This window comes from Pseudomonas sp. MWU15-20650 (assembly GCF_023242475.1).
Taxonomy (GTDB): domain Bacteria; phylum Pseudomonadota; class Gammaproteobacteria; order Pseudomonadales; family Pseudomonadaceae; genus Aquipseudomonas.
Genome location: NZ_JALJFG010000003.1, coordinates 69,644 through 90,611, shown reverse-complemented (window position 1 = coordinate 90,611; position 20,968 = coordinate 69,644). Strand labels below are relative to the sequence as shown.

The following is a 20,968-nucleotide window of genomic DNA, read 5'->3' as shown; positions in this document are numbered from 1 at the left end:
GCGGTCTACCCGATACCGCGCAGAGACCGTTTTGGGGCTGAGTTCTTTCAGGAAGCATTTCAGTGCCTTTACTGGGGCTGCTGCGCACCGCCCCTCCCACGTTTTGTTTGTGGCGTCTGTAGGGATATTTTTTGTCGCAGTTCTTTTTCAGCCAATTGTTGCAAAGATCTACAATCCCGCCGCTTTTACCGCTAGTCTGCGGACATCTGCAATGCCGACAACAGCCTTCTACAAGAGCCCGGCGATGACTGATCTGTCCCGACCCCAAGCGCCTGCCAGTGTGGTGATTCCGACCCTGGAAGCTCGTTTCTACAGGCCACCGCTGCCTGATGGCTATGTGCTGCGACCGCGCCTGTGCGAATGCCTGAGTGCCGGCCTGGAAGGGCGACTGTTGTTGGTCAGTGCGCCGGCGGGGTTCGGCAAGAGTTCGTTGGCGGTAGAGTTCTGCCAGGGCCTGCCGGACCATTGGCAAAGCCTGTGGCTGGGCCTGAGCTCACGCGATAGCGACCCTGGCCGTTTCCTTGAGCGCCTGCTGGATGGCTTGCAGCACTATTTCCCGCAACTGGGTGCCCAATCCCTTGGCCTGCTGAAAATGCGCCAGCGGCATCAACCCTTTGCCTTTGAAGAATGGCTGGATGGGTTGCTCGACGAGCTGGCGGTGCGTTTGTCTGTACAGTCGCCCTTGTTACTGGTGCTGGATGACTACCATCTGGCGCAGGGCCCGGTGTTGGATCGCTGCCTGCAATTCTTTCTGAATCATCTGCCCGATGGCCTGGTGGTCTTGGTTACCAGCCGGCAGCGTCCGGACTGGCACCTGGCGCGCTTGCGCCTGTCGCGGCACCTGCTGGAGCTGCATGAGCACGATTTGCGCCTGACCCATGACGAATCGTTGGCCGTGTTGGATCGGCATAGCAGTTCATTGCGCGGTGAAGCGCTGGAGAATCTCATCCGCCGTAGTGAGGGCTGGGTCGCCGGCCTGCGTTTCTGGCTGCTGGCGGCCTCCGAAGCCGGGAGTGACGGCGCCTTGCCACAAAGCCTGCACGGCGGCGAAGGGCTGATTCGCGATTACTTGCTTGAAGAGGTCATCGACTGCCTGCCGGCGGAGGTGCAAGCGTTCTTGTATGACACGGCGCCTCAGGAGCGTTTTTGCAGCGAGTTGTGCGACGCCGTGCGTGAGGCCCATGACAGCACCGAGATCCTGCGCTACCTGCAGGCCCATCAGGTCTTCCTGGTGCCGTTGGATGAGCAAGGTCACTGGTACCGCTATCATCATTTGTTTTCCGACCTGCTGCGTACCCGGCGCGAGAAGAGTGCCACGCTGCCGCTGGCCAGTTTGCATTTGCGCGCATGCCGCTGGTTCAACGCCCAGGGGTTGATCGATGAGGCGGTGGAGCAGGCGTTGCGTGCCGGCCACCTGGACGTCGCCGCGAACCTGGTGCAAAACCTGTCCGAAGAGCAATTGCTGGCTGAGCAGAATGTCGGCATGTTGCTGCGCTGGAAAATGGACTTGCCCGACAGCCTGCTGATCAGCACGCCGCGGTTGATCGTGCTCTACAGCTGGGCGCTGGGGTTGGCGTGCCAATTGGACGCGGCCCAAGAGTTATCCAGCTACCTCAGCCGCTTCCTACCGGCACCATCGGCCACCGCGCAAAAGTCCATGTTGGCCCAATGGCTAGCGCTGAGCGGGATCATTGCGCGTGGGCGTGGGGATCGCGAGTTGACCCTGCGTTATTGCAACGAGGCATTGGAAAGCCTGCCGCACAAGCGCTACGGCCAGCGCCTGATGTGCCTCTCGACCCTTTCCAACCTGGCGATTGTCGATGCGGATTTGTGGCGCGCCCGTGGCCTGAATCGCGAATCTCTGGAACTGGCGCAGCGCGTCGGCAACCCGCTGTTTGAAGCCTTGGCCCACTACGACCGTGCACGGGTGCTGCAGGCACGGGGCGAGATCCTGCGTTCCCTGGACGAAGTGCGCCAGGGCTTGCAACGCTTGCACGGCCTGGCGCCCCAGCGGCTGTATGCGGTGCGCGCGCGTTTAGCGCTGTATGAAGGCTACCTGCTGCTGGTGCGTTGCCAGCCCGAAGAGAGTCTTGTCCGTTTGCGCGCGGGCTTGAGCGAGGCCCGTGCCTGTCGGGATATCAGTGTGTTGATCGGGCATTGCGTGATCGCCAACTTCGAAGGGCGGCGCGGTGAGTTTCCCAAGGCGTTCGCCGAACTGGCCGAAGCCGAGCGCTTGATGCACATCTGGGATGTGCCGCCGATCTACTACCTGGCGATGATCACCCTGATCAAATGCGAGCTGTGGCTGGCCCAAGGCCGTACCGACTTGGCCGACGCCTGGCTCACCCGCCTGGGGCAGACCTACAACGGCGAGCACGCAGCGGCAGCGCCGGAGTTTCATCCGCACTTGCCGCAACATATAGAGCTGCAACAGGCCGCGCTGGATGCTACTCGCCATCAACCCGCCGCCGCGCTGCAACGGCTCGAAGACCTGGCACAACAGGCACACAACAGCGGGCGTCAGATGATTGCGCTGATGGCCCTGACCCAGCAGGTGCATTTACTGCTCGAGTGTGGCCAGGAAGCCAAGGCCAGGCCGATATTGGCCCGCGCGCTTGAGGCGGGTGCGGGCGGAGCGTTGCAACCGTTCCAACGGTTGTTGGAGGGGTATCCGGACTGGATGCGCGAGCAGCTCGGCAAGGATGCGCACGGGCTGGTGAATCAGGCGTTGCTGGCGCTCCTGCCGCCTGTCTGCCTCGTCGAGGCGCTGGCGAACCATGAAACCCTGAGCACCCGTGAGCTGGCGGTCCTGCAACTGATCGCCCAAGGCTGTTCAAACCAGGAAATCAGCGACCAGCTCTTTATCTCCCTGCACACGGTGAAAACCCACGCCAGCCACATCAACAGCAAGCTGGGCGTGGAGCGCCGTACCCAGGCGGTGGCGCGGGCCAAGTCGATAGGCTTGCTGGCCTGAATCACGGTGTGGCCGGGCACTGTTTCAGGGACGTGTCAGCCGCTTGGCTGATCAGCTTGGCCAAGCGATGAATGTTGTTCTGATGCGCCCCCACCAAATCGTCAATGGTCGGCCCCGCGGGTGACTGCAAGAGGGTACGGCAGGTCAGGGGCGGACGATCACCGCCGCTGGTCGGCCGCAGGCGCCAGCGCACGTCAAGCAGCGCGTATTGCCCGGGCACCGAGTCAAAGCGTTGCACATCGAGGCGCAAGGACACGGCTTGCCGGGTACTGGTGTTGGCCAACTGATCCACCAGTGCGCTTTTGAACTCATCGGCCAGGCTGGCAGCCCACCACTGGGTTTCCAGAATGGCCACGCCCGTGTCGCCCTGGCGAATCACAATCTGCGGCCGGTCAACCTGCGGCGGCACGCTGATGCTTTCAATGCGCACGCCGCCGGCACCCGCTTGAGGCGCGGCGCTGGCGTGCGCCGGGGTCAAGGTGTGGAACACAATGGGTTCACTGCGACAGGCTGTGAGTAACACCAGCGCGGTGAACAGGGTGATCTTCAATGGAAACGTCATGGCTGCTCCAATGCTCATTTGCGTGGCGGCCCTTGCAGGTCCAGTGGCGCGGCATTATCGGGGCGGCCGCGAATCAGCGATTCCGGATGCCGGCCAAGGTAGTCCGATAGCTCGCGCAAGGAGCGCGACATGCGTGCCAGTTCATCCAGGGTCTGGGTCAGTTGCTCACGTTGCGGCGAGTCGTCGGCCAGGGTTGAATTGGCCGATTGCAAGGTCTTGCTCACGTCGGCCAGGGTGCTCTGCACGCCGGGCAGGGTTTTGGCGTTGAATTGGGCCAGCCCCTTGCGCAGCTCGACCAAGCTGCCGTCGAGATTGCCGGCAATACGCTCGACCGGCAGTTGGTTGATCTTGTTGATGATGCCTTCCAGTTTTTCCTGCAGTTGTTCCAGGTTACCGGGGATGGTGGGGATGTTGATCGGGCGCTGGCTCGGGTCGAACGTCACTTTCGCGGCTTTCGGGAAAAAATCCAGGGCGATGTACAACTGGCCGGTCAGCAGGTTGCCACTGCGGGCCTGGGCGCGCAGGCCGTTTTCGACAAACGTGCCGATCAAGCGGACGCCACCCGCTTCATCGTTGGGGTCAAGGTTCATCGCCTTGATCAGCTTGGTATGTGCCTGCCCGAGCAATTGTGGGTAGATCACGATGCCGACGTTGATCGGAAAGCTCTGCTTCTTGGCATCGAAGTCCAGGTTGATCGAGACCACCTTGCCGAATTCGACGCCGAGGAATTCCACCGGTGCGCCGACTTTCAGCCCACGCAGTGCCTGATCAAAGCGCAGGGCCATGTATTGCCCTTTGCCATTGGGTGGGGCGAGGGCGCTTTGCTGATCGTCGAACAGTTCATAGATGTGATCTTCACCGGCAGGCTGGTCGTTGGGGTTGTAGGGCGGTGCCAGGAAAGTGATTCCGCCTGCCAGTATCGAGGAAATGGATTCGGTTTTGAGCGCAAAACCATTGGCGCCGACGCTGAGGTCAATGCCGCTGGCATTCCAGAAACGCGTGTTTTCGGTGACATACACATCATTGGGCGCGTGCACGAAAACCTCGATATTCACGCCCTTGCCCTCGTTGTCCAGCTCATAGGACACGACCTGGCCGACCGGGATTTTCCGGTAGTAGACCGGCGAGCCGATATCCAGCGAGCCCAGGTCCTGGGTGTGCAGGGTGAAGCGCTTGCCCGGCTCGCCGTAGGTGATGGGTGGCGGGTTTTCCAGGCCCTTGAACTGTTTGGCGCGTGTCTCGGAGAGGCCGATGTCGGCACCGATGTAGTCGCCGGACAGCAGGGTCTCGATACCGGATACACCGCCGGCCCCGATGTGCGGCCGCACCACCCAGAACTTCGAATCTTCGCGGGTGAAGCTCTCGGCCTGCTTGGCCAGTTTGATGGTTGCGTTGACACTTTTCTGGTCATCGCTCAAGGCAACGTCGGATACCTGGCCGATGACCACGTTGCGATATTTGACCTCGGTTTTGTTGGCGACGAGCCCGCTGCCGGTCTTGAAGTTGAGGACAATGGTCGGCCCTTGTTGCAGGACGCTGTGGACCACCAGCGATATGCCCACCAGCACGGCGACAATCGGCACGATCCAGACCAGTGAAACGCTGAAGCGACGCGTCTTGATCATGGGGGAAGCAGCAGGGGTATCAACCTCGTGTGGCGCCATCCGAGCTCTCCTCGTTATGTGGGTTTTCCCAGATCAGCCGTGGATCGAAACTCATGGCTGCCAACATCGTAAACACGACCACCAGGCCAAAGAACAGGATGCCCAGGCGCGGCTCGATAGTGCCCAGGGCCTGGAACTGCACCAGCGCGGCCACGAGTGCGACCACGATCACATCCAGCATCGACCAGTAGCCGATGAGCTCGACAAACCGAAACAGCTTCGAGCGCTCCTTGCGCGCCCAAAGACTGTTGCGTTGCGCGGTGACCAGCAGCAGGATCAAAGACACGAACTTGATGCCCGGCACTGCAATGCTGGCGATGAAAATGATCAGGGCAATGTCCCAGGCGCCGTGCTGCCAGAACTCCAGCACGCCGCTCATGATCGTGCTGTCTGCGCCTGAACCGAGCAGGGTGGTGTTCATCACCGGCAATAAATTCGCCGGTACATAAAACGCCAGTGCCGTAAGCATGTAGGCCCAGGTTCGGGTCAGTGATTGAACCTTGCGCCGGTGCAGCGGGGCGCCGCAACGGTCGCACTGGGTGGGTTCGGTGCGCATGTCACAGGACTGGCCACACGTGTGGCACAGGCACAGGTTGAGCTCGCGAGCGGTTGGCGGTGCATTCATACGGTGTCCCACAAATCGCGCACATCGCGCCCGGCAATGCGGATCAGCAACAGGCTGAGCGCGGCCAGGGCAAACAGGCCGGTGCCGGGCACCACCTCCAGCATGCCGGCCAGCTTGAAGACCGCCACCATGGCGCCCAGCAGGCAGACTTCCAGCATGCTCCACGGCCGGAGTGCTTCCAGCCAGCGCATGCACAGCTTGAACGCCGGTGAGCGCCTGCCGGTCAGGGCGAAACTCAACACCCAGGTCAGCAACACCAGTTGAAACACTGGGGCGATGATGATGGAGATCGCGGCCACCAACGCGATAAACGTGATGGGCCCCAGGCTTAATGCGACCACCGAATCCCACAAGGTCGCGCTGCTCTTCAAGCCCTGCAGGCTGATGCTCATCACCGGATAAAAGTTGGCAAAGGTCCACAGCACCGCCGCAGTGACCGTCAGGGCGAGCCGCTGTTGCACCGACAGGCCGTTATAGCGCTGAAGTACGCCTGCGCAGCGTACGCACAGGGCTTTTTGATGCTTGGCGAGCGTGACCTTTTCGTACACGCAGTCGCAGTGTTCGCAGATGACCTGTTGATTCGCCATAACTCTTGCTCCAAGCGCGATATGCTGCGGTCTTCGACGTTTCTACGGGGGGCAATGGCGCCCGATTAGCTTAGCAGTTGAGGCGTGGCAGACTCGATCTCTTCCGAAGCAGGGGCAAGGTCAACCATACTGAGTGTGGAATGTGCCATAGAGCTTGCAGGAACGCCCATGAGTATCGACAAAAACGCGTTGATTCGCGAAACTTTTCCCGTCGGCCCGTTGCAGTGCAACTGCACCATCATCGGTGACCCGATCACCAAAAAAGCCATCGTGGTCGACCCGGGCGGCAATCACGAGTTGATCCTGGCGCGGCTCGATGCGTTGGGCCTCAAGGTGGTGAGCATCATCCACACCCATGCGCATCTCGATCACTTCCTGGCGTCCGGCCAGTTGAAGGAAAAAACCGGTGCGACACTGCACCTGCACAAGGACGATCAATTCCTGTGGGATAACCTGGAAATGCAATGCCAGATGTTTCGCGTGCCTTATACCCCGGTACCGCCTCCGGATCGCTGGCTGGAAGACGATGAAGAACTGGCCTGCGGTTGCGGAGTGGCGTTGCACACGCCGGGGCATACGCCCGGCTCGATGAGTTTCTGGTTTGCCGACGCCAAGTTGTTGATCGCCGGTGACACCTTGTTCCGCCGTGGCGTGGGGCGTACGGACTTGTGGGGCGGGGATCAGGCGACCATTGTGCGCTCGATCAAGCAGCGCTTGTATACCTTGGATGAGGGCGCGACGGTGGTGACGGGGCATGGGCCGGATACGCGCCTGGGTGATGAGATGCGCGAAAATCCATTTGTCAGGGCCTAGGTCGTTTTCCAGATACCAAGTGACAACTGTCCGACGACACGTGTAGTGAAAATGACAATTCCCGTTCAGCAACGGTCTGCTAGGGTTTTAGTGTGCTCAGCAGTTGTAGAGCGGGCGCCTGCCGGGCATGGAATTTTTGCCGTTTGTCGTGTTCCAAGCTCGGCACAGGTCTATTGCTAATGTCCTCTGCATCACAGAATGCAAAAGTAGGAGCTTCCTTCATGTTCACATCCCGTCGTCTGCTTGTCGTTGCCACGGCTGTTGCCTTGTTGTCCGGTTGCGCTTCTCCTAACCCATATGATGGCAGCCAAGGACAGGCAAACGGCTCATCGGGCATCAGCAATACGGCCAAATACGGTGGCCTGGCTGCGTTGGCTGGTGGCCTGGCCGGTGCCGCAATCGACCATAACAACCGTGGCAAAGGTGCGCTGATTGGTGCTGCTGTCGCGGGCCTGGGTGGCGCGGGTTATGGCTACTACGCCGACCAGCAGGAAAAGAAACTGCGCGCCAGCATGGCCAACACCGGGGTTGAAGTGCAGCGCCAGGGTGACCAGATCAAGCTGATCATGCCGGGCAACATCACCTTTGCGACCAACTCGGCTGATATCGCCGGCAGTTTCTACACGCCGCTGAATAACCTGGCCAACTCCCTCAAGCAGTTCAACCAGAACACCATTCAGATCGTGGGTTATACCGACAGCACCGGCAGCCGTCAGCTCAACATGGACCTGTCCCAGCGCCGTGCGCAGAGTGTCGCCAACTATCTGACCTCCCAAGGTGTCAGCCCGACCAACCTGAGTGCACGCGGTGCCGGCCCGGATAATCCGATTGCCAGCAACGCCGACGTCAATGGTCGCGCTCAGAACCGCCGGGTAGAGGTCAACCTCGGCCCGATTCCAGGCCAGCAATATGGCCAGCCTGCCCAGCAGCAACAGGCGCCACAGCAAAACAACCAGTTCCAGGGCAACCCCTACCAGCAGTACCAGTAAACGCTGGCCACTAAAAAGGGCGCCGTGCAGTCAATGCACGGCGCCCTTTTTAGTGGCGGTAGGTTTACATCAGTCGATGTATTCGAACACTTTCACAATCTTCTGCACGCCCGACACACCCTGTACCAGGTTGGCCGCACGAGTGGCTTCTGCTTGAGTCAGCAGGCCCATCATGTAGACGATGCCGTTATCGGTGACGACTTTGATGCGCGAGCCTGGGATCGCGCTGTCGGTCAGCATCTGCGCCTTGATCTTGGTGGTCAGCAAGGCATCGTTGCTGATGGCCAGCAGGGTGATGGGGTCCATGACCTGCAACTCGTTATGAACCTTCTTCACGCGCTGCACGGCGGCGGCGGCTTGTTCAGCCTGGGCCTTGAGGTCGGCACGGGGTGTCTGGCCAGCAAGCAGCACGACACCGTTGAAGCTGGTGACGACGATGCGCGAAGCGCCGTTGCCCAGGTCTTGGGCGGCTTTGGCGACGTTGACGGAAACCTTGGTTTCGATCAGCGAGTCATCGATCTTGCTGCCGAAGGTGCGAGTGCCTTTATCGTCCTGGATAGGCGTGTCACGGCTGGCTTCGATTACCGAGCTGCAACCGCTGATGCCGAGGCACAGCGTGAGGGCCAATAGGCTGAGGCGTTTAACGGTCATTCTTCACTCCCGAACAGTTGGCTGTCGATCAGATCGCACAGACAGTGGATCGCCAGCAGGTGGACTTCCTGAATGCGTGCAGTGACATTGGCCGGGACGCGAATCTCCACGTCCTCAGGCAGCAGCAGCGAGGCCATGCCGCCGCCATCGCGCCCGGTCAATGCTACGACAATCATTTCACGATCATGTGCGGCCTGGATCGCTTGAATAATATTTGCCGAGTTGCCGCTGGTGGAAATCGCCAGCAACACATCGCCCGGCTGGCCGAGGGCGCGGATCTGCTTGGAGAAGATTTCGTTGTAGCTGTAGTCGTTGGCGATCGAGGTGATCGTCGACGAGTCGGTGGTCAGGGCGATAGCCGGCAGGCTCGGACGCTCACGCTCGAAGCGGTTGAGCAGCTCGGAGGAAAAATGCTGGGCATCACCGGCCGAACCGCCGTTGCCACACGAAAGCATTTTGCCTTCGTTGAGCAAGGCGTTAACCATGACCTGACTGGCTTGCTCGATGTGCGGTGCAAGTACGTCCATCGCCTGTTGCTTGGTGTCGATGCTGGCCTGGAAAAGCTGGCGAATTCGGGATTGCATGTCCATCTGTGTGACCTTAAGTAGCGCGGCTGTTTGGCACAGGAATGTGCAGCCCGCAAAGCAAAGAGCAAAAGTGTGTGGTGAAGGTGCCGGGTGAGTCAGCTGTCGAAGGCATCTTTGAGCCAGTTCAGATCAGCAGGACCCGACGGTGTGCTTTCTATGGCAACCACATCGAAACGGCAGGGGCTGTCAGCCCAACGATGCTCCTTTTGCAGGAAAAACTGCGCTGCGAGTATCAGTTTCTGACGCTTGCGCCCGTCAATACTGGCGAGCGCGCCACCCCATTGTGCGTGTTTTCTGTAGCGGACTTCGACGAATACTACTGTATCGCCGTCAAGCATGACCAGATCAAGCTCGCCGCGTTTACACAACCAGTTCTGCGCCAGAAGGCGCAGACCCTGTTGTTGCAAATACTGGAGGGCTTGAAATTCGGCATCCTTGCCGCTTTGTGCGCTGGACCGCTCGGGCATCAGCGTGGGGTATCGGGCAGGCGCTGGATGTCACCGCCAACGAACTTCGCCCACGGCAGTTGGCGGTCAACGCGCTGGTTGGCACTGATGCCCAGGCTGCCCGAGAGACCGTCAACGCGAGTGTCCGGCAATGCCTTGAGCTGGCCCAGGCGTGGCGCCAGGCGGTAGGCATCGACGCCCATTGCGTAGAGGCGGCCAAGGCTGCCATTGGCTTGCGGCCATTGCGCGGCAACCTGGTTGCGCAGCGGGTCGGTCGAATTGAGCAGCCACGGGGTTTCGCAGAACATGACATTGGTCATGTCCAGGTACTGGTTCTTGTCGCCGCTGGCGCTGAACACGTGCGACGTTGCGTAAACAGGCACAGCACCTGCGTACTGGAAGTTAAGGGTCGGCTTGATCTGCTGGGCCAGTTGCGGAGGGACGGCCAGGAAGATGAACTCGATATCCTGGCGACGCGAAGGCTGTGCAGCAACGTCGGTGCCGACAGTGCTTTGCAGGCTCTTGGCGCGGCCTTCGCTTTTACGCAGCTGGAACAGGTCAGCGATCTGCTGGGCCAGTGCGACAGGCTGATCGACATACTCGACGCCTACGACGGTGCCGCCATTGGCTTCCCAATCCTGACGGAAAGCCTTGTAGACGCGCTCGCCCCATTCGCCACGAGGCACCATGGCTGCAGCGCGGTGCAGGCCATCGGCCCGGGCGCGGCGGGACACTTCGCGCGCTTCGTCTTCAGCAGCGAGGCCGAACTGGAACAGTTGTGCCGGGCCTCGATCGGTCTCGCTGTAGTTCAGTGCCAGCGTCGTGATCGGCAATTGCGGGCGTGCACTGAGCTGTTTGACCAGCGGTTTTTCCAGCGGGCCGACCACCAATTGCACGCCAGCGGCCTGGGCCTTGGCGTAGAAGTCGTCAATGGAGGTCAGGCGCGAGCTGTCGTAGAACTCAATGGCTGGTGGCTTCTGCCCGGCTTGTTCCGCCTGGTAGTGAGCGGCCATGAAACCCTCGCGCAGCGCCTTGCCGACGGAAGCCAGCGGGCCTTCCTGGGGTAGCAGCAGGGCGATTTTGTTCAGCGGCTGGCTGGCCAGTTCCTTGAGCTTGGTCAGCGGCAGCGGCAGTTGCACCGCCGCCGGGTGGCCCGGGTTCTGTGCGCGCCAGGTATCGATGGCGGCTTGCTGCTGCTCCAGGGTACCGGCGCCCTTGACCGCTTGGGCCAGGGTGATCCAACCGTCCAGGGTCGGGTTGCCGGAGGCCTGCAGCTGTTCGGCCGGCAGCGCGGCAATCAATGCCCAGATGGCTTCATGGTTGCTCTTGGCGGCATCGCCGGTCAGCAAAGAGGCCATGGCTACGCGCTCACGAGCGGCGGCCAGGGTCTGGCCGTCGGCTTCGTAGGCGCGGGCATGCACGCTGCCGGTACGGACCTGCTGGTCTGTCGGCAAGTCCTTCAGGCTTTGCAGGCTAGGGTGGTTCAGGGCGGCCAGGGCAGCCTTGGGCTGATTGCGCGCCATCGCCAGTTCGGCGGCCAGGGTGCTGGCAAATACTTGCGCGGCCGGCTTCAGGGCATCCAAGGGCACTTGCGCAAGAATCTGCGACGAGCGGCCAGGGTTGTTCTGGTGAAAGGCCAGGTCAGCCGCACTCAGGCGCAGCAACGCGGCCTTTTCTGGCGTTTTGGCGGCGGTGGCCTGTTCGAGCAGTTGCTCGATACTGGCATCCGGGGTCCGGGGAAGGTCGCCAAGACTGGACGAGGGCGAGCTGGCGCACGCGGCCAGCAAGGCAGCGAGGCAGAGGGCGGAGAGCAGCCGCAGGCAAGCGATCATGTAAGTGTTCCTGATACCGATCAAATTAGCGTGGAATTGTACCCAAGCACTGGCCCAGGCGCGATGTTACTGGCGTGAAACCGTCGATTTAGGTCGTGTAAATGTTGCAATCAAGCTGCTGTCGGCGATCGACGGCTGAAAAGGCATCCACCGTGATGGCATATTTTCAAAGCCTCTACGCGCTACAATGTGGCTTTTGCCAACCATCGAGGTGTGCGTTTTGACTGCTCCAGGTCCTTTGAATTCCACTGCAGGCTCGCTTTTTGTCGTGGCGACGCCCATTGGCAACCTGGACGACATCAGTGCCCGGGCGCTGAAAGTGTTGCGCGACGTCAAATTGATCGCAGCGGAAGACACGCGGCACTCCCAGCGGTTGATGCAGCATTTTGGAATCAGCACGCCATTAGCGGCGTGCCATGAACACAACGAACGCGAAGAGGGCAGTCGTTTTATCACCCGTTTGCTGGCGGGTGATGACGTCGCGCTGATCTCCGATGCGGGCACGCCGCTCATTTCCGATCCGGGTTATCACTTGGTCCGCCAGGCGCGCGCCGCTGGTATCAATGTAGTGCCTGTTCCAGGGGCGTGCGCGTTAATTGCCGCATTATCTGCCGCTGGCCTGCCGTCGGACCGTTTTATCTTCGAGGGCTTCCTGCCCGCCAAGGCTGTTGGGCGGCGTGCGCGTCTTCAAGCGCTAAAGGAAGAGCCGCGCACCTTGATCTTCTACGAAGCCCCGCACCGAATCCTGGAGTGCTTGCAGGATATGGAGCTGGTGTTCGGCGGCGAGCGCCTGGCGCTGCTTGCCCGCGAGCTGACCAAGACCTTCGAGACCCTGAAGGGCTTGCCGCTGGAAGAGTTGCGTGCCTTTGTCGAGGGCGACAGTAATCAGCAGCGGGGCGAATGTGTGGTCTTGGTCGCCGGCTGGACCGCGCCGGAAAATGAAGACGCTGTTGGCAGCGAGGCCATGCGCATCCTGGATTTGTTGCTTAAGGAGATGCCGCTCAAGCGTGCCGCAGCGCTGGCGGCCGAAATTACCGGGGTGCGCAAGAATGTGTTGTATCAAGTCGCGCTCGATAAGCAAAAAGCCGAATAGTTCCGGGGTTAAACCTGTATTCCGTCTGAACGTGATGGCAATGCTGCACTTTTAATACTTGTCCTAAGCCTGCCGTGCCGTTAACCTGCGCGGCGGAGAGTCGATTGGACAGTCGCTGCCCTCTATGAAAATTAGGGGGGGGAGGAAAGTCCGGGCTCCATAGGGCGAAGTGCCAGGTAATGCCTGGGAGGCGTGAGCCTACGGAAAGTGCCACAGAAAATAACCGCCTAAGCACTTCGGTGCCGGTAAGGGTGAAAAGGTGCGGTAAGAGCGCACCGCACGACTGGCAACAGTTCGTGGCTAGGTAAACCCCACTTGGAGCAAGACCAAATAGGGTCCCAAGGCGTGGCCCGCGCTGGGACCGGGTAGGTTGCTAAAGATGTCCAGTGATGGCCATCGTAGACGAATGACTGTTCAAGACAGAACCCGGCTTACAGATCGACTCTCCACCTTTTTTCCTTCTGTTCGAATCTCGGGCAGAAAATCGGTAGTAACGCAAGAATCCCTCCCTGCCAAATCATTGGCAGATGCATCTTCGTAATACCAAAAAAATCTTACTCTTAATAAATTACTTTAACTTTAGGCCGTAGCTCTATGAGCTATTTGCGGTTGTTGAGTCAAAAACATCGCCAAACTGCCGTTTCTCTTCCTTTTACGTTCCTAAATCTCCGTTCTGTAAGGCTTTTCCTTGAATCCGCGCCTTGACGGTGTGGTGGGCGCATTCCTATAGTGTGCGCAAGTGGCGGAAAGTGGCACAAAGTGGGTTTTTTGAACGTAAAACGCTAAAATTTGGAGAAACGCATCTGTGTTTCGCGGAGCTAACGCTATCAGTCTCGATGCAAAAGGCCGTCTCGCCATGCCGAGCCGGTATCGTGACGAGCTCATTTCGCGAAGTTCAGGGCAGTTAATCATCACGATTGACGCCGTTGACCCTTGTTTGTGTGTTTACCCCCTCGATGAGTGGGAGTTGATTGAAACCAAGTTGCGCGCTTTGCCTTCATTGCGTGAAGAGAACCGCCGCCTGCAGCGCTTGCTGATCGGTAATGCCGTAGACCTCGAGCTGGATGGCAGCGGTCGTTTTCTGGTGCCGCCGCGCTTGCGCGAGTACGCCAAGCTCGACAAGCGCGCAATGCTGGTAGGCCAACTGAACAAGTTCCAATTGTGGGACGAAGATGCCTGGGATGCTGTTTCTGCAGCAGACCTGGCTGCTATTCAACAACCGGGCGCTATGCCTGATGAACTGCGTGATTTGATCCTGTGACTATTGATAGCGGCTTTAACCACATCACCGTACTGCTTGACGAAGCCGTTGAGGCTCTCGCCGTACGCGCGGATGGCTGCTATTTGGATGGCACCTTTGGCAGGGGCGGGCACAGCCGGTTGATACTCAGTCAGCTCGGGTCCGACGGTAAACTCCTCGGGTTCGACAAAGACCCTCAAGCGATTGCCACCGGGCAAGCGCTAGCGGCCGAAGACGGCCGCTTTGTCGTTGTGCAGCGCAGCTTTGCCGAGCTGGGTGCCGAAGTGGCCGAACGCGGCATGGCGGGCAAGGTGGCCGGGGTTTTGCTCGACCTGGGTGTCTCCTCGCCACAGCTCGATGACCCGGAGCGTGGCTTCAGCTTCATGAACGACGGCCCCCTCGACATGCGCATGGACCCCACCCGTGGCGTCAGTGCGGCACAGTTCATCGCGACCGCGCCGGTAGAAGAGATCGCTCGCGTGTTCAAGGAATACGGTGAGGAGCGCTTCGCCGGCCGCATGGCCCGTGCCGTGGTCGAGCGTCGCGAAATCCAGCCGTTCGAGCGTACTGCCGACCTGGCTGAAGTGCTCAAGGTAGCCAACCCTGCGTGGGAAAAAGGCAAGAACCCAGCCACCCGTGCGTTCCAGGGCCTGCGCATTCACGTCAACAACGAACTGGGCGATCTGGAAGCCGGCCTCGAAGCTGCGCTGCAAGCCTTGGAAGTGGGCGGTCGCCTGGTGGTGATCAGCTTCCACTCCCTGGAAGACCGCATCGTCAAGCTGTTCATGCGTCGCCTGGTCAAGGGCGAGTCCGACAACCTGCCGCGCAATCTGCCGGTACGTTTCGAAGCCTTTGTGCCGAAAATCAAAATCCATGGCAAAGCGCAGTTCGCTTCCGAAGCTGAACTCAAGGCCAACCCACGTTCCCGTAGCGCCGTCATGCGTGTCGCGGAGAAGTTGCGGTGAGCAAGCTTTTCGCCAAGCCCCTTCCGGGCGGCAGCTTCTTTATGTTGCTGCTGTTTATCGGCGTGTTGGTGTCCGCGATTGCGGTGTCCTACAGCGCCCATTACAACCGCCAATTGCTCAACACCCTGTACGGGGAATTGAGTGTGCGTGACAAAGCGCAGGCGGAGTGGGGCCGCTTGATCCTGGAGCAAAGCACCTGGACCGCCCATAGCCGTATCGAAGTACTGGCGACCGAACAGTTGAAAATGCATATTCCGGGCGCGGCCGAAGTCCGCATGGTGGCGCCATGATGAAACTTGAAGGCGCACTCTACCCATGGCGCTTCCGTCTGATGCTCGGCTTGCTGGCATTGATGGTGGGGGCGATTGCCTGGCGGATCATCGACCTGCAAGTCGTCGACCGCGATTTCCTGATCGGCCAGGGCGACGCCCGTAGCCTGCGTCATATCCCGATTCCTGCGCACCGTGGCCTGATCACCGACCGTAACGGCGAGCCGCTGGCCGTCAGTACGCCGGTGACCACTCTGTGGGCCAACGCCAAGGAATTGCAGGTTGCCAAGGATCGTTGGCCGGCGCTTGCCGCCGCGCTGGGGCAGGACCCTAAAGCGTTGACCGAGCGCCTGGATGCCCAGGCCAATAAAGAATTCATCTACCTGGTTCGCGGGCTGACCCCTGAGCAAGGCCAGCAAGTGCTCGACCTTAAAGTCCCCGGTGTCTACGGCATCGAGGAGTTTCGTCGTTTCTACCCGGCCGGTGAAACCACCGCCCACATGGTTGGCTTTACCGACATCGATGACCATGGTCGCGAAGGTGTTGAGCTGGCCTACGACGAATGGCTGGCCGGCGTTCCTGGCAAGCGCCAGGTCATCAAGGATCGGCGCGGCAGATTGATCAAGGATATCCAGGTCACCAAAAACGCCAAGGCCGGTAAGCCCTTGGCGTTGTCGATTGACCTGCGCCTGCAATACCTGGCCAACCGCGAACTGCGAAACGCGATCATCGAGAACGGCGCGAAGGCCGGCAGCCTGGTGATCATGGACGTGAAGACCGGTGAGATCCTCGCCATGGTCAACCAACCGACCTACAACCCGAACAACCGTCGCAACCTGCAGCCGGCGATGATGCGTAACCGCGCCATGATCGACGTGTTCGAGCCCGGTTCGACCATGAAAGCCATCTCTATGAGTGCCGCCCTGGAAACCGGGCGCTGGAAGCCCAGTGACAAGGTCGAGGTCTACCCGGGCACTTTGCAGTTGGGCAAATACACCATTCGTGACGTATCCCGTACCGAAGGCCCGGTGCTGGACCTGACCGGTATCCTGATCAACTCCAGTAACGTGGGCATGAGTAAAGTCGCCTTCGATATCGGCGGCGAAACCATCTACCACCTGGCGCAAAAGATCGGCCTGGGCCAACCCACGGGTCTGGACTTCCCAGGTGAGCGTGTGGGTAACCTGCCGAACTACCGCGACTGGAAAAAAGCCGAGACCGCGACGCTTTCCTACGGCTACGGCCTGTCGGTCACCGCGATCCAGCTGGCCCACGCATTCTCGGTATTGGCCAATAACGGGCGAATGGTTCCACTGAGCCTGATCCATGTCGACGAAGCGCCGAAAGCCACCCAGGTGATTCCGGAAAACGTCGCCAAGACCATGCAAGGCATGCTGCAGCAAGTGATCGAAGCCCCGCGTGGTGTCTTCCGTGCCCAAGTGCCGGCGTATCACGTGGCTGGCAAGTCGGGTACTGCGCGTAAGACATCGGTAGGCACCAAGGGTTACGCCGAAAACTCCTATCGTTCGCTGTTCGCCGGTTTTGGCCCGATGAGTGATCCGCGCTACGCCATCGTCGTCGTGATTGATGAGCCGAGTAAGGCCGGTTACTTCGGTGGCCTGGTATCGGCGCCGGTGTTCAGCAAAGTGATGTCCGGCACCCTGCGCCTGATGAACATCACACCGGACAACCTGCCACCGACCCAGCAAGCGAACGCCGGACCACCGGCCGCTGCTGCAAAAGCCAATGGAGGGCGCGGTTGATGTCTCTTAGCCTGAACAAGATTTTCGCCCACGCCGGTCGCGATCTGCTGATTCGCGAGCTGAGCCTGGACAGCCGTAATGTGCGCGCCGGTGACCTGTTCCTGGCAGTGCCTGGCGGCAAGTTCGACGGCCGTGCGCATATCGCCGACGCTCTGCAACGCGGTGCGGCGGCGGTGGCTTATGAAGTGGAAGGCGCTACCGTACTACCAATCACAGACGTGCCGTTGATTCCGGTCAAGGGGCTGGCGGCGCAGTTGTCCGATATCGCCGGGCGTTTTTATGGCGATCCGAGCCGTCAGCTCAACCTGGTGGGCGTGACCGGCACCAATGGCAAGACCAGCGTGACCCAATTGGTCGCCCAGGCCCTTGACCTGCTGGGGCAGCACTGCGGCATTGTCGGCACCCTGGGCACTGGTTTTTATGGCGCGCTGCAAAGCGGCCTGCACACCACGCCGAACCCGATCGCCGTGCAAGCGACCTTGGCCGACCTGAAAAAGGCCGGCGCCAAGGCGGTTGCCATGGAAGTCTCTTCACACGGCCTGGACCAAGGGCGAGTAGCTGCCTTGGCCTTTGACGTGGCGGTGATGACCAACCTGTCCCGCGACCACCTCGATTACCACGGCACTATGCAAGCGTATGCCGCTGCCAAGGCCAAGTTGTTTGCCTGGAATGACCTCAAGTGCCGGGTGATCAACCTGGACGACGCATTCGGCCGCCAGTTGGCTGCCGAGGATAGCGAGGCGCGTCTGATCAGCTACAGCCTGGAAGACGCCAGTGCCTACCTGTATTGCCGTGAAGCCCAATTTAATGACGAAGGTGTGCGCGCCACGTTGGTGACGCCTCAGGGCGAGCATCACTTGCGCAGCACCTTGCTCGGTCGTTTCAACCTGAGCAACGTCCTCGCCGCCATCGGCGCACTACTCGGCCTGGATTACGCCCTGGACGAAATCCTGCACGTACTGCCGAAGTTGGAAGGCCCGGCCGGGCGTATGCAACGCCTGGGGGGCGGCAAGCAGCCGCTGGTGGTGGTCGATTACGCCCACACCCCGGATGCGCTGGAAAAAGTCCTCGTAGCCCTGCGCCCACATGCCAAGGGCAAATTGCTCTGCTTGTTCGGTTGCGGCGGCGATCGCGATCGCGGCAAGCGTCCGTTGATGGCCGAGATTGTCGAGCGTTTGGCCGATGGCGTACTCGTCACCGACGACAACCCACGGAGCGAAGATCCAAGCCAGATTTTCGACGACATCCGTGTCGGCTTTAAAGATGTGTCCAAGGCCACCTTCGTCGCCGGGCGCGGTGCCGCTATCGCCCAATTGATCGCCAGCGCGAATGCTGATGACGTGGTGGTGCTGGCCGGCAAGGGGCACGAGGATTACCAGGAAATCAACGGCGAGCGCCATGCCTTTTCCGATCTGGTCGAGGCCGATCATGCCCTGACCGCCTGGGAGGTCGCCCATGCTTAAGGCAATGAAGTTCAGTGAGCTGACCCAGGCCCTGTCGGCCCGCGTATTGTCGAGCGATTGCAGCTTCAGCGGCGTCAGTATCGATAGCCGCAACATCAAGCCAGGGCAGTTGTTTGTCGCACTGGCAGGCCCGCGCTTTGATGGTCATGACTACCTGAACGACGTCGCCGCCAAAGGTGCCGCGGGCGCCTTGGTGCAACGTGAAGTGGCTGACTCCACCTTGTCTCAATTGCTGGTCGCCGATACTCGCCTGGCCCTTGGGCAATTGGGCGCATTGAATCGCGCCGCATTTAATAAGCCCGTAGCCGCCATCACCGGCTCCAGCGGCAAGACCACGGTCAAGGAGCTGCTCGCCGGTGTACTGCGCACGCGCGGGCCGGTCCTCGCGACGCGTGGCAACCTCAATAATGACTTCGGCGCACCGCTGACCCTGCTCGAACTGGCCCCGGAACACACGGCGGCGGTGATCGAGCTGGGGGCTTCACGCGTCGGCGAAATTGCCTACACCGTGGCGTTGACCAAGCCTCATGTCGCGGTTATCAACAACGCAGGTACTGCCCACGTCGGTGAGTTCGGTGGCCCGGAAAAAATCGTCGAAGCCAAGGGCGAAATCCTTGAAGGTCTCGACGCCTCGGGCACTGCTGTCCTGAATCTTGACGACAAGGCTTTCCAGACCTGGCGTGTCCGTGCCGCCGGTCGCAAGGTCCTGACGTTTGCCGTACTGAATGCCGCGGCCGATTTCCATGCATCCGACATCACTGTCGATGCCCGTGGCTGCCCGTCCTTTACCTTGCATACCCCGCAAGGTAGCGAGCAGGTGCAGTTGAATCTGCTGGGCAACCATAACGTGGCCAACGCCTTGGCCGCCGCCGCCGCCGCTCACGCCTTGGGCGTATCGCTGTTCGGTATTGCCACTGGTTTGGGCGCGGTGCAACCCGTCAAGGGGCGCACTGTGGCGCAATTGGCGACCAACGGCATGCGCGTGATTGATGACACTTACAACGCCAACCAGTCTTCGGTCTGCGCCGCCATTGACCTGCTCAAGAGCTTCGGCGGTCGCAAGGTTCTGGTGCTGGGTGACATCGCCGAGTTGGGCGATTGGGCCGAACAGTCCCATCGTGAAGTCGGTGCCTACGCCACTGGCATCGTCGATGCGCTTTACGCCGTCGGCCCGAACATGGCTCACGCGGTGAAGGCTTTCGGTCCTGGCGCACGGCATTTCGCGACCCAGGCCGAGTTGATCCAGGCGCTGTCTGCGGCTGAACAAGACAAACATACAACCATTTTGATCAAGGGATCGCGCAGCGCGGTGATGGAAAACGTCGTCGCGGCCTTGTGTGGCTCAAGTACGGAGAAACATTAATGCTGCTGCTGCTGGCTGAGTATCTGCAACAGTTCTACAAAGGCTTCGCGGTCTTTCAGTACCTGACCCTGCGCGGGATTCTGGGTGTGCTGACTGCACTGTCTTTGTCGCTGTTCCTGGGGCCGTGGATGATCCGCACCCTGCAGAACCTGCAAATTGGTCAATCGGTTCGTAATGACGGCCCGCAGTCGCACCTCTCCAAGTCCGGCACTCCGACCATGGGCGGCGCGCTGATTCTGTCATCCATCGGTGTCAGTACCTTGCTGTGGGCCGACCTGCATAACCGCTACGTGTGGGTGGTGCTGTTGGTGACCCTGTTGTTCGGCGCCATTGGCTGGGTCGATGACTACCGCAAAGTGATCGAGAAGAACTCCAAGGGGCTGCCAAGCCGCTGGAAGTATTTCTGGCAGTCGGTGTTCGGCCTTGCCGCCGCGATCTTCCTTTACACCACGGCGCCAAGTGCGGTGGAAACTACCCTGATCATTCCAATGCTCAAGGACGCCAGCATTCCACTGGGCATTGGCTTCGTGGTGTTGACCTACTTCGTGATCGTTGGCTCCAGCAACGCGGTGAACCTGACCGACGGCCTCGACGGTCTGGCGATCATGCCGACGGTGATGGTGGGCGGCGCGCTTGGCATCTTCTGCTACCTGTCGGGTAACGTGAAATTCGCCGAATACCTGCTGATCCCTTACGTGCCAGGCGCCGGTGAGCTGATCGTGTTCTGTGGTGCGTTGATTGGTGCGGGCCTGGGTTTCCTGTGGTTCAACACCTACCCCGCACAAGTCTTCATGGGCGACGTTGGCGCGTTGGCGCTGGGCGCAGCCTTGGGCACCATCGCGGTGATCGTTCGCCAGGAAATCGTGTTGTTCATCATGGGCGGTGTGTTCGTGATGGAAACCCTGTCGGTGGTCATCCAGGTGGCTTCCTTCAAATTGACCGGGCGCCGCGTGTTCCGCATGGCGCCGATTCACCACCACTTTGAACTCAAGGGCTGGCCCGAGCCACGTGTGATTGTCCGTTTCTGGATCATCACCGTGATTCTGGTACTGGTCGGCCTTGCCACCCTGAAACTGAGGTAG

General features: G+C 60.3%; 19 protein-coding genes and 1 other RNA gene. 12 read left to right on the top strand and 8 right to left on the bottom strand.

Annotated elements, in window-relative coordinates:
- Window positions 1–244 precede the first annotated feature (244 nt).
- A complete protein-coding gene (locus tag M5B43_RS03830) occupies window positions 245–2,974 on the top strand; it encodes a LuxR C-terminal-related transcriptional regulator (protein WP_248748857.1) in 2,730 nt (909 codons plus the stop codon).
- A gap of 1 nt (window position 2,975) precedes the next feature.
- On the opposite strand, the gene M5B43_RS03825 is transcribed toward M5B43_RS03830, so the two are convergent.
- From M5B43_RS03825 to M5B43_RS03810, 4 genes are read right to left on the bottom strand one after another with little or no spacing between them, the layout of a single operon-like run.
- Entirely contained in the window at window positions 2,976–3,536 is a 561-nt protein-coding gene (locus tag M5B43_RS03825; RefSeq protein WP_248748856.1) for a PqiC family protein, read from the bottom strand.
- Window positions 3,537–3,550: 14 nt separating this feature from the next.
- Window positions 3,551–5,200, bottom strand: a complete 1,650-nt coding sequence (locus tag M5B43_RS03820; protein WP_248748855.1) for an MlaD family protein — start codon at window positions 5,198–5,200, stop codon at window positions 3,551–3,553.
- Window positions 5,181–5,825: a paraquat-inducible protein A gene (locus M5B43_RS03815; protein WP_248748854.1), complete on the bottom strand. Its 645-nt coding sequence runs from the start codon at window positions 5,823–5,825 to the stop codon at window positions 5,181–5,183. The genes M5B43_RS03820 and M5B43_RS03815 overlap by 20 nt, the downstream gene beginning before the upstream one ends.
- The gene (locus M5B43_RS03810; RefSeq protein ID WP_248748853.1) at window positions 5,822–6,412 is read right to left on the bottom strand and encodes a paraquat-inducible protein A; all 591 of its coding nucleotides are present in this window, start codon (window positions 6,410–6,412) and stop codon (window positions 5,822–5,824) included. Before M5B43_RS03810 ends, M5B43_RS03815 begins: the two co-directional genes overlap by 4 nt.
- Window positions 6,413–6,580: 168 nt before the next feature.
- Here M5B43_RS03810 and M5B43_RS03805 point away from each other — a divergent pair, with 168 nt between their 5' ends.
- Together M5B43_RS03805 and M5B43_RS03800 are read left to right on the top strand one after the other, a co-directional pair.
- Window positions 6,581–7,225: an MBL fold metallo-hydrolase gene (locus tag M5B43_RS03805; protein ID WP_248748852.1), complete on the top strand. Its 645-nt coding sequence runs from the start codon at window positions 6,581–6,583 to the stop codon at window positions 7,223–7,225.
- Window positions 7,226–7,446: 221 nt separating this feature from the next.
- Window positions 7,447–8,214 carry an OmpA family protein gene (locus M5B43_RS03800; RefSeq protein WP_248748851.1) on the top strand — a complete coding sequence of 256 codons (768 nt, stop codon included), beginning with the start codon at window positions 7,447–7,449 and terminating at the stop codon, window positions 8,212–8,214.
- A 69-nt stretch (window positions 8,215–8,283) separates the two neighbouring features.
- Here M5B43_RS03800 and M5B43_RS03795 read toward each other — a convergent pair whose 3' ends face one another.
- The 4 genes from M5B43_RS03795 to M5B43_RS03780 all read right to left on the bottom strand — a co-directional run bounded on the left by M5B43_RS03795 (window position 8,284) and on the right by M5B43_RS03780 (window position 11,730).
- The gene (locus M5B43_RS03795) at window positions 8,284–8,865 is read right to left on the bottom strand and encodes a BON domain-containing protein (RefSeq protein WP_248748850.1); all 582 of its coding nucleotides are present in this window, start codon (window positions 8,863–8,865) and stop codon (window positions 8,284–8,286) included.
- Window positions 8,862–9,455 carry a phosphoheptose isomerase gene (locus tag M5B43_RS03790; protein WP_007904374.1) on the bottom strand — a complete coding sequence of 198 codons (594 nt, stop codon included), beginning with the start codon at window positions 9,453–9,455 and terminating at the stop codon, window positions 8,862–8,864. The genes M5B43_RS03795 and M5B43_RS03790 overlap by 4 nt, the downstream gene beginning before the upstream one ends.
- Before the next feature lie 92 nt (window positions 9,456–9,547).
- Window positions 9,548–9,919 carry a YraN family protein gene (locus tag M5B43_RS03785; protein ID WP_248748849.1) on the bottom strand — a complete coding sequence of 124 codons (372 nt, stop codon included), beginning with the start codon at window positions 9,917–9,919 and terminating at the stop codon, window positions 9,548–9,550.
- Window positions 9,919–11,730: a penicillin-binding protein activator gene (locus M5B43_RS03780; RefSeq protein WP_248748848.1), complete on the bottom strand. Its 1,812-nt coding sequence runs from the start codon at window positions 11,728–11,730 to the stop codon at window positions 9,919–9,921. The genes M5B43_RS03785 and M5B43_RS03780 overlap by 1 nt, the downstream gene beginning before the upstream one ends.
- Before the next feature lie 187 nt (window positions 11,731–11,917).
- Between M5B43_RS03780 and rsmI the strand changes: the two genes are divergently transcribed.
- From rsmI to mraY, 9 genes are all read left to right on the top strand, one after another.
- The gene (rsmI, locus tag M5B43_RS03775) at window positions 11,918–12,823 is read left to right on the top strand and encodes a 16S rRNA (cytidine(1402)-2'-O)-methyltransferase (protein WP_248748847.1); all 906 of its coding nucleotides are present in this window, start codon (window positions 11,918–11,920) and stop codon (window positions 12,821–12,823) included.
- 96 nt (window positions 12,824–12,919) lie between these two features.
- Window positions 12,920–13,273, top strand: an RNA gene (gene rnpB, locus M5B43_RS03770) — RNase P RNA component class A.
- A 355-nt stretch (window positions 13,274–13,628) separates the two neighbouring features.
- Window positions 13,629–14,084, top strand: coding sequence for a division/cell wall cluster transcriptional repressor MraZ (gene mraZ / locus M5B43_RS03765; RefSeq protein ID WP_003171868.1), 456 nt, complete (start codon window positions 13,629–13,631; stop codon window positions 14,082–14,084).
- Between the two features lie 2 nt (window positions 14,085–14,086).
- On the top strand, window positions 14,087–15,028 hold the full coding sequence (gene rsmH, locus M5B43_RS03760) for a 16S rRNA (cytosine(1402)-N(4))-methyltransferase RsmH (RefSeq protein WP_248749073.1): 942 nt from the start codon (window positions 14,087–14,089) through the stop codon (window positions 15,026–15,028).
- Window positions 15,025–15,318, top strand: a complete 294-nt coding sequence (ftsL, locus tag M5B43_RS03755) for a cell division protein FtsL (RefSeq protein WP_016974244.1) — start codon at window positions 15,025–15,027, stop codon at window positions 15,316–15,318. The genes rsmH and ftsL overlap by 4 nt, the downstream gene beginning before the upstream one ends.
- Entirely contained in the window at window positions 15,318–17,060 is a 1,743-nt protein-coding gene (locus M5B43_RS03750; protein WP_248749072.1) for a penicillin-binding protein 2, read from the top strand. Before ftsL ends, M5B43_RS03750 begins: the two co-directional genes overlap by 1 nt.
- Window positions 17,060–18,523, top strand: a complete 1,464-nt coding sequence (locus tag M5B43_RS03745; protein WP_248748846.1) for a UDP-N-acetylmuramoyl-L-alanyl-D-glutamate--2,6-diaminopimelate ligase — start codon at window positions 17,060–17,062, stop codon at window positions 18,521–18,523. The genes M5B43_RS03750 and M5B43_RS03745 overlap by 1 nt, the downstream gene beginning before the upstream one ends.
- The gene (gene murF / locus M5B43_RS03740) at window positions 18,516–19,886 is read left to right on the top strand and encodes a UDP-N-acetylmuramoyl-tripeptide--D-alanyl-D-alanine ligase (RefSeq protein ID WP_248748845.1); all 1,371 of its coding nucleotides are present in this window, start codon (window positions 18,516–18,518) and stop codon (window positions 19,884–19,886) included. The genes M5B43_RS03745 and murF overlap by 8 nt, the downstream gene beginning before the upstream one ends.
- Entirely contained in the window at window positions 19,886–20,968 is a 1,083-nt protein-coding gene (gene mraY / locus M5B43_RS03735) for a phospho-N-acetylmuramoyl-pentapeptide-transferase (RefSeq protein WP_248748844.1), read from the top strand. Before murF ends, mraY begins: the two co-directional genes overlap by 1 nt.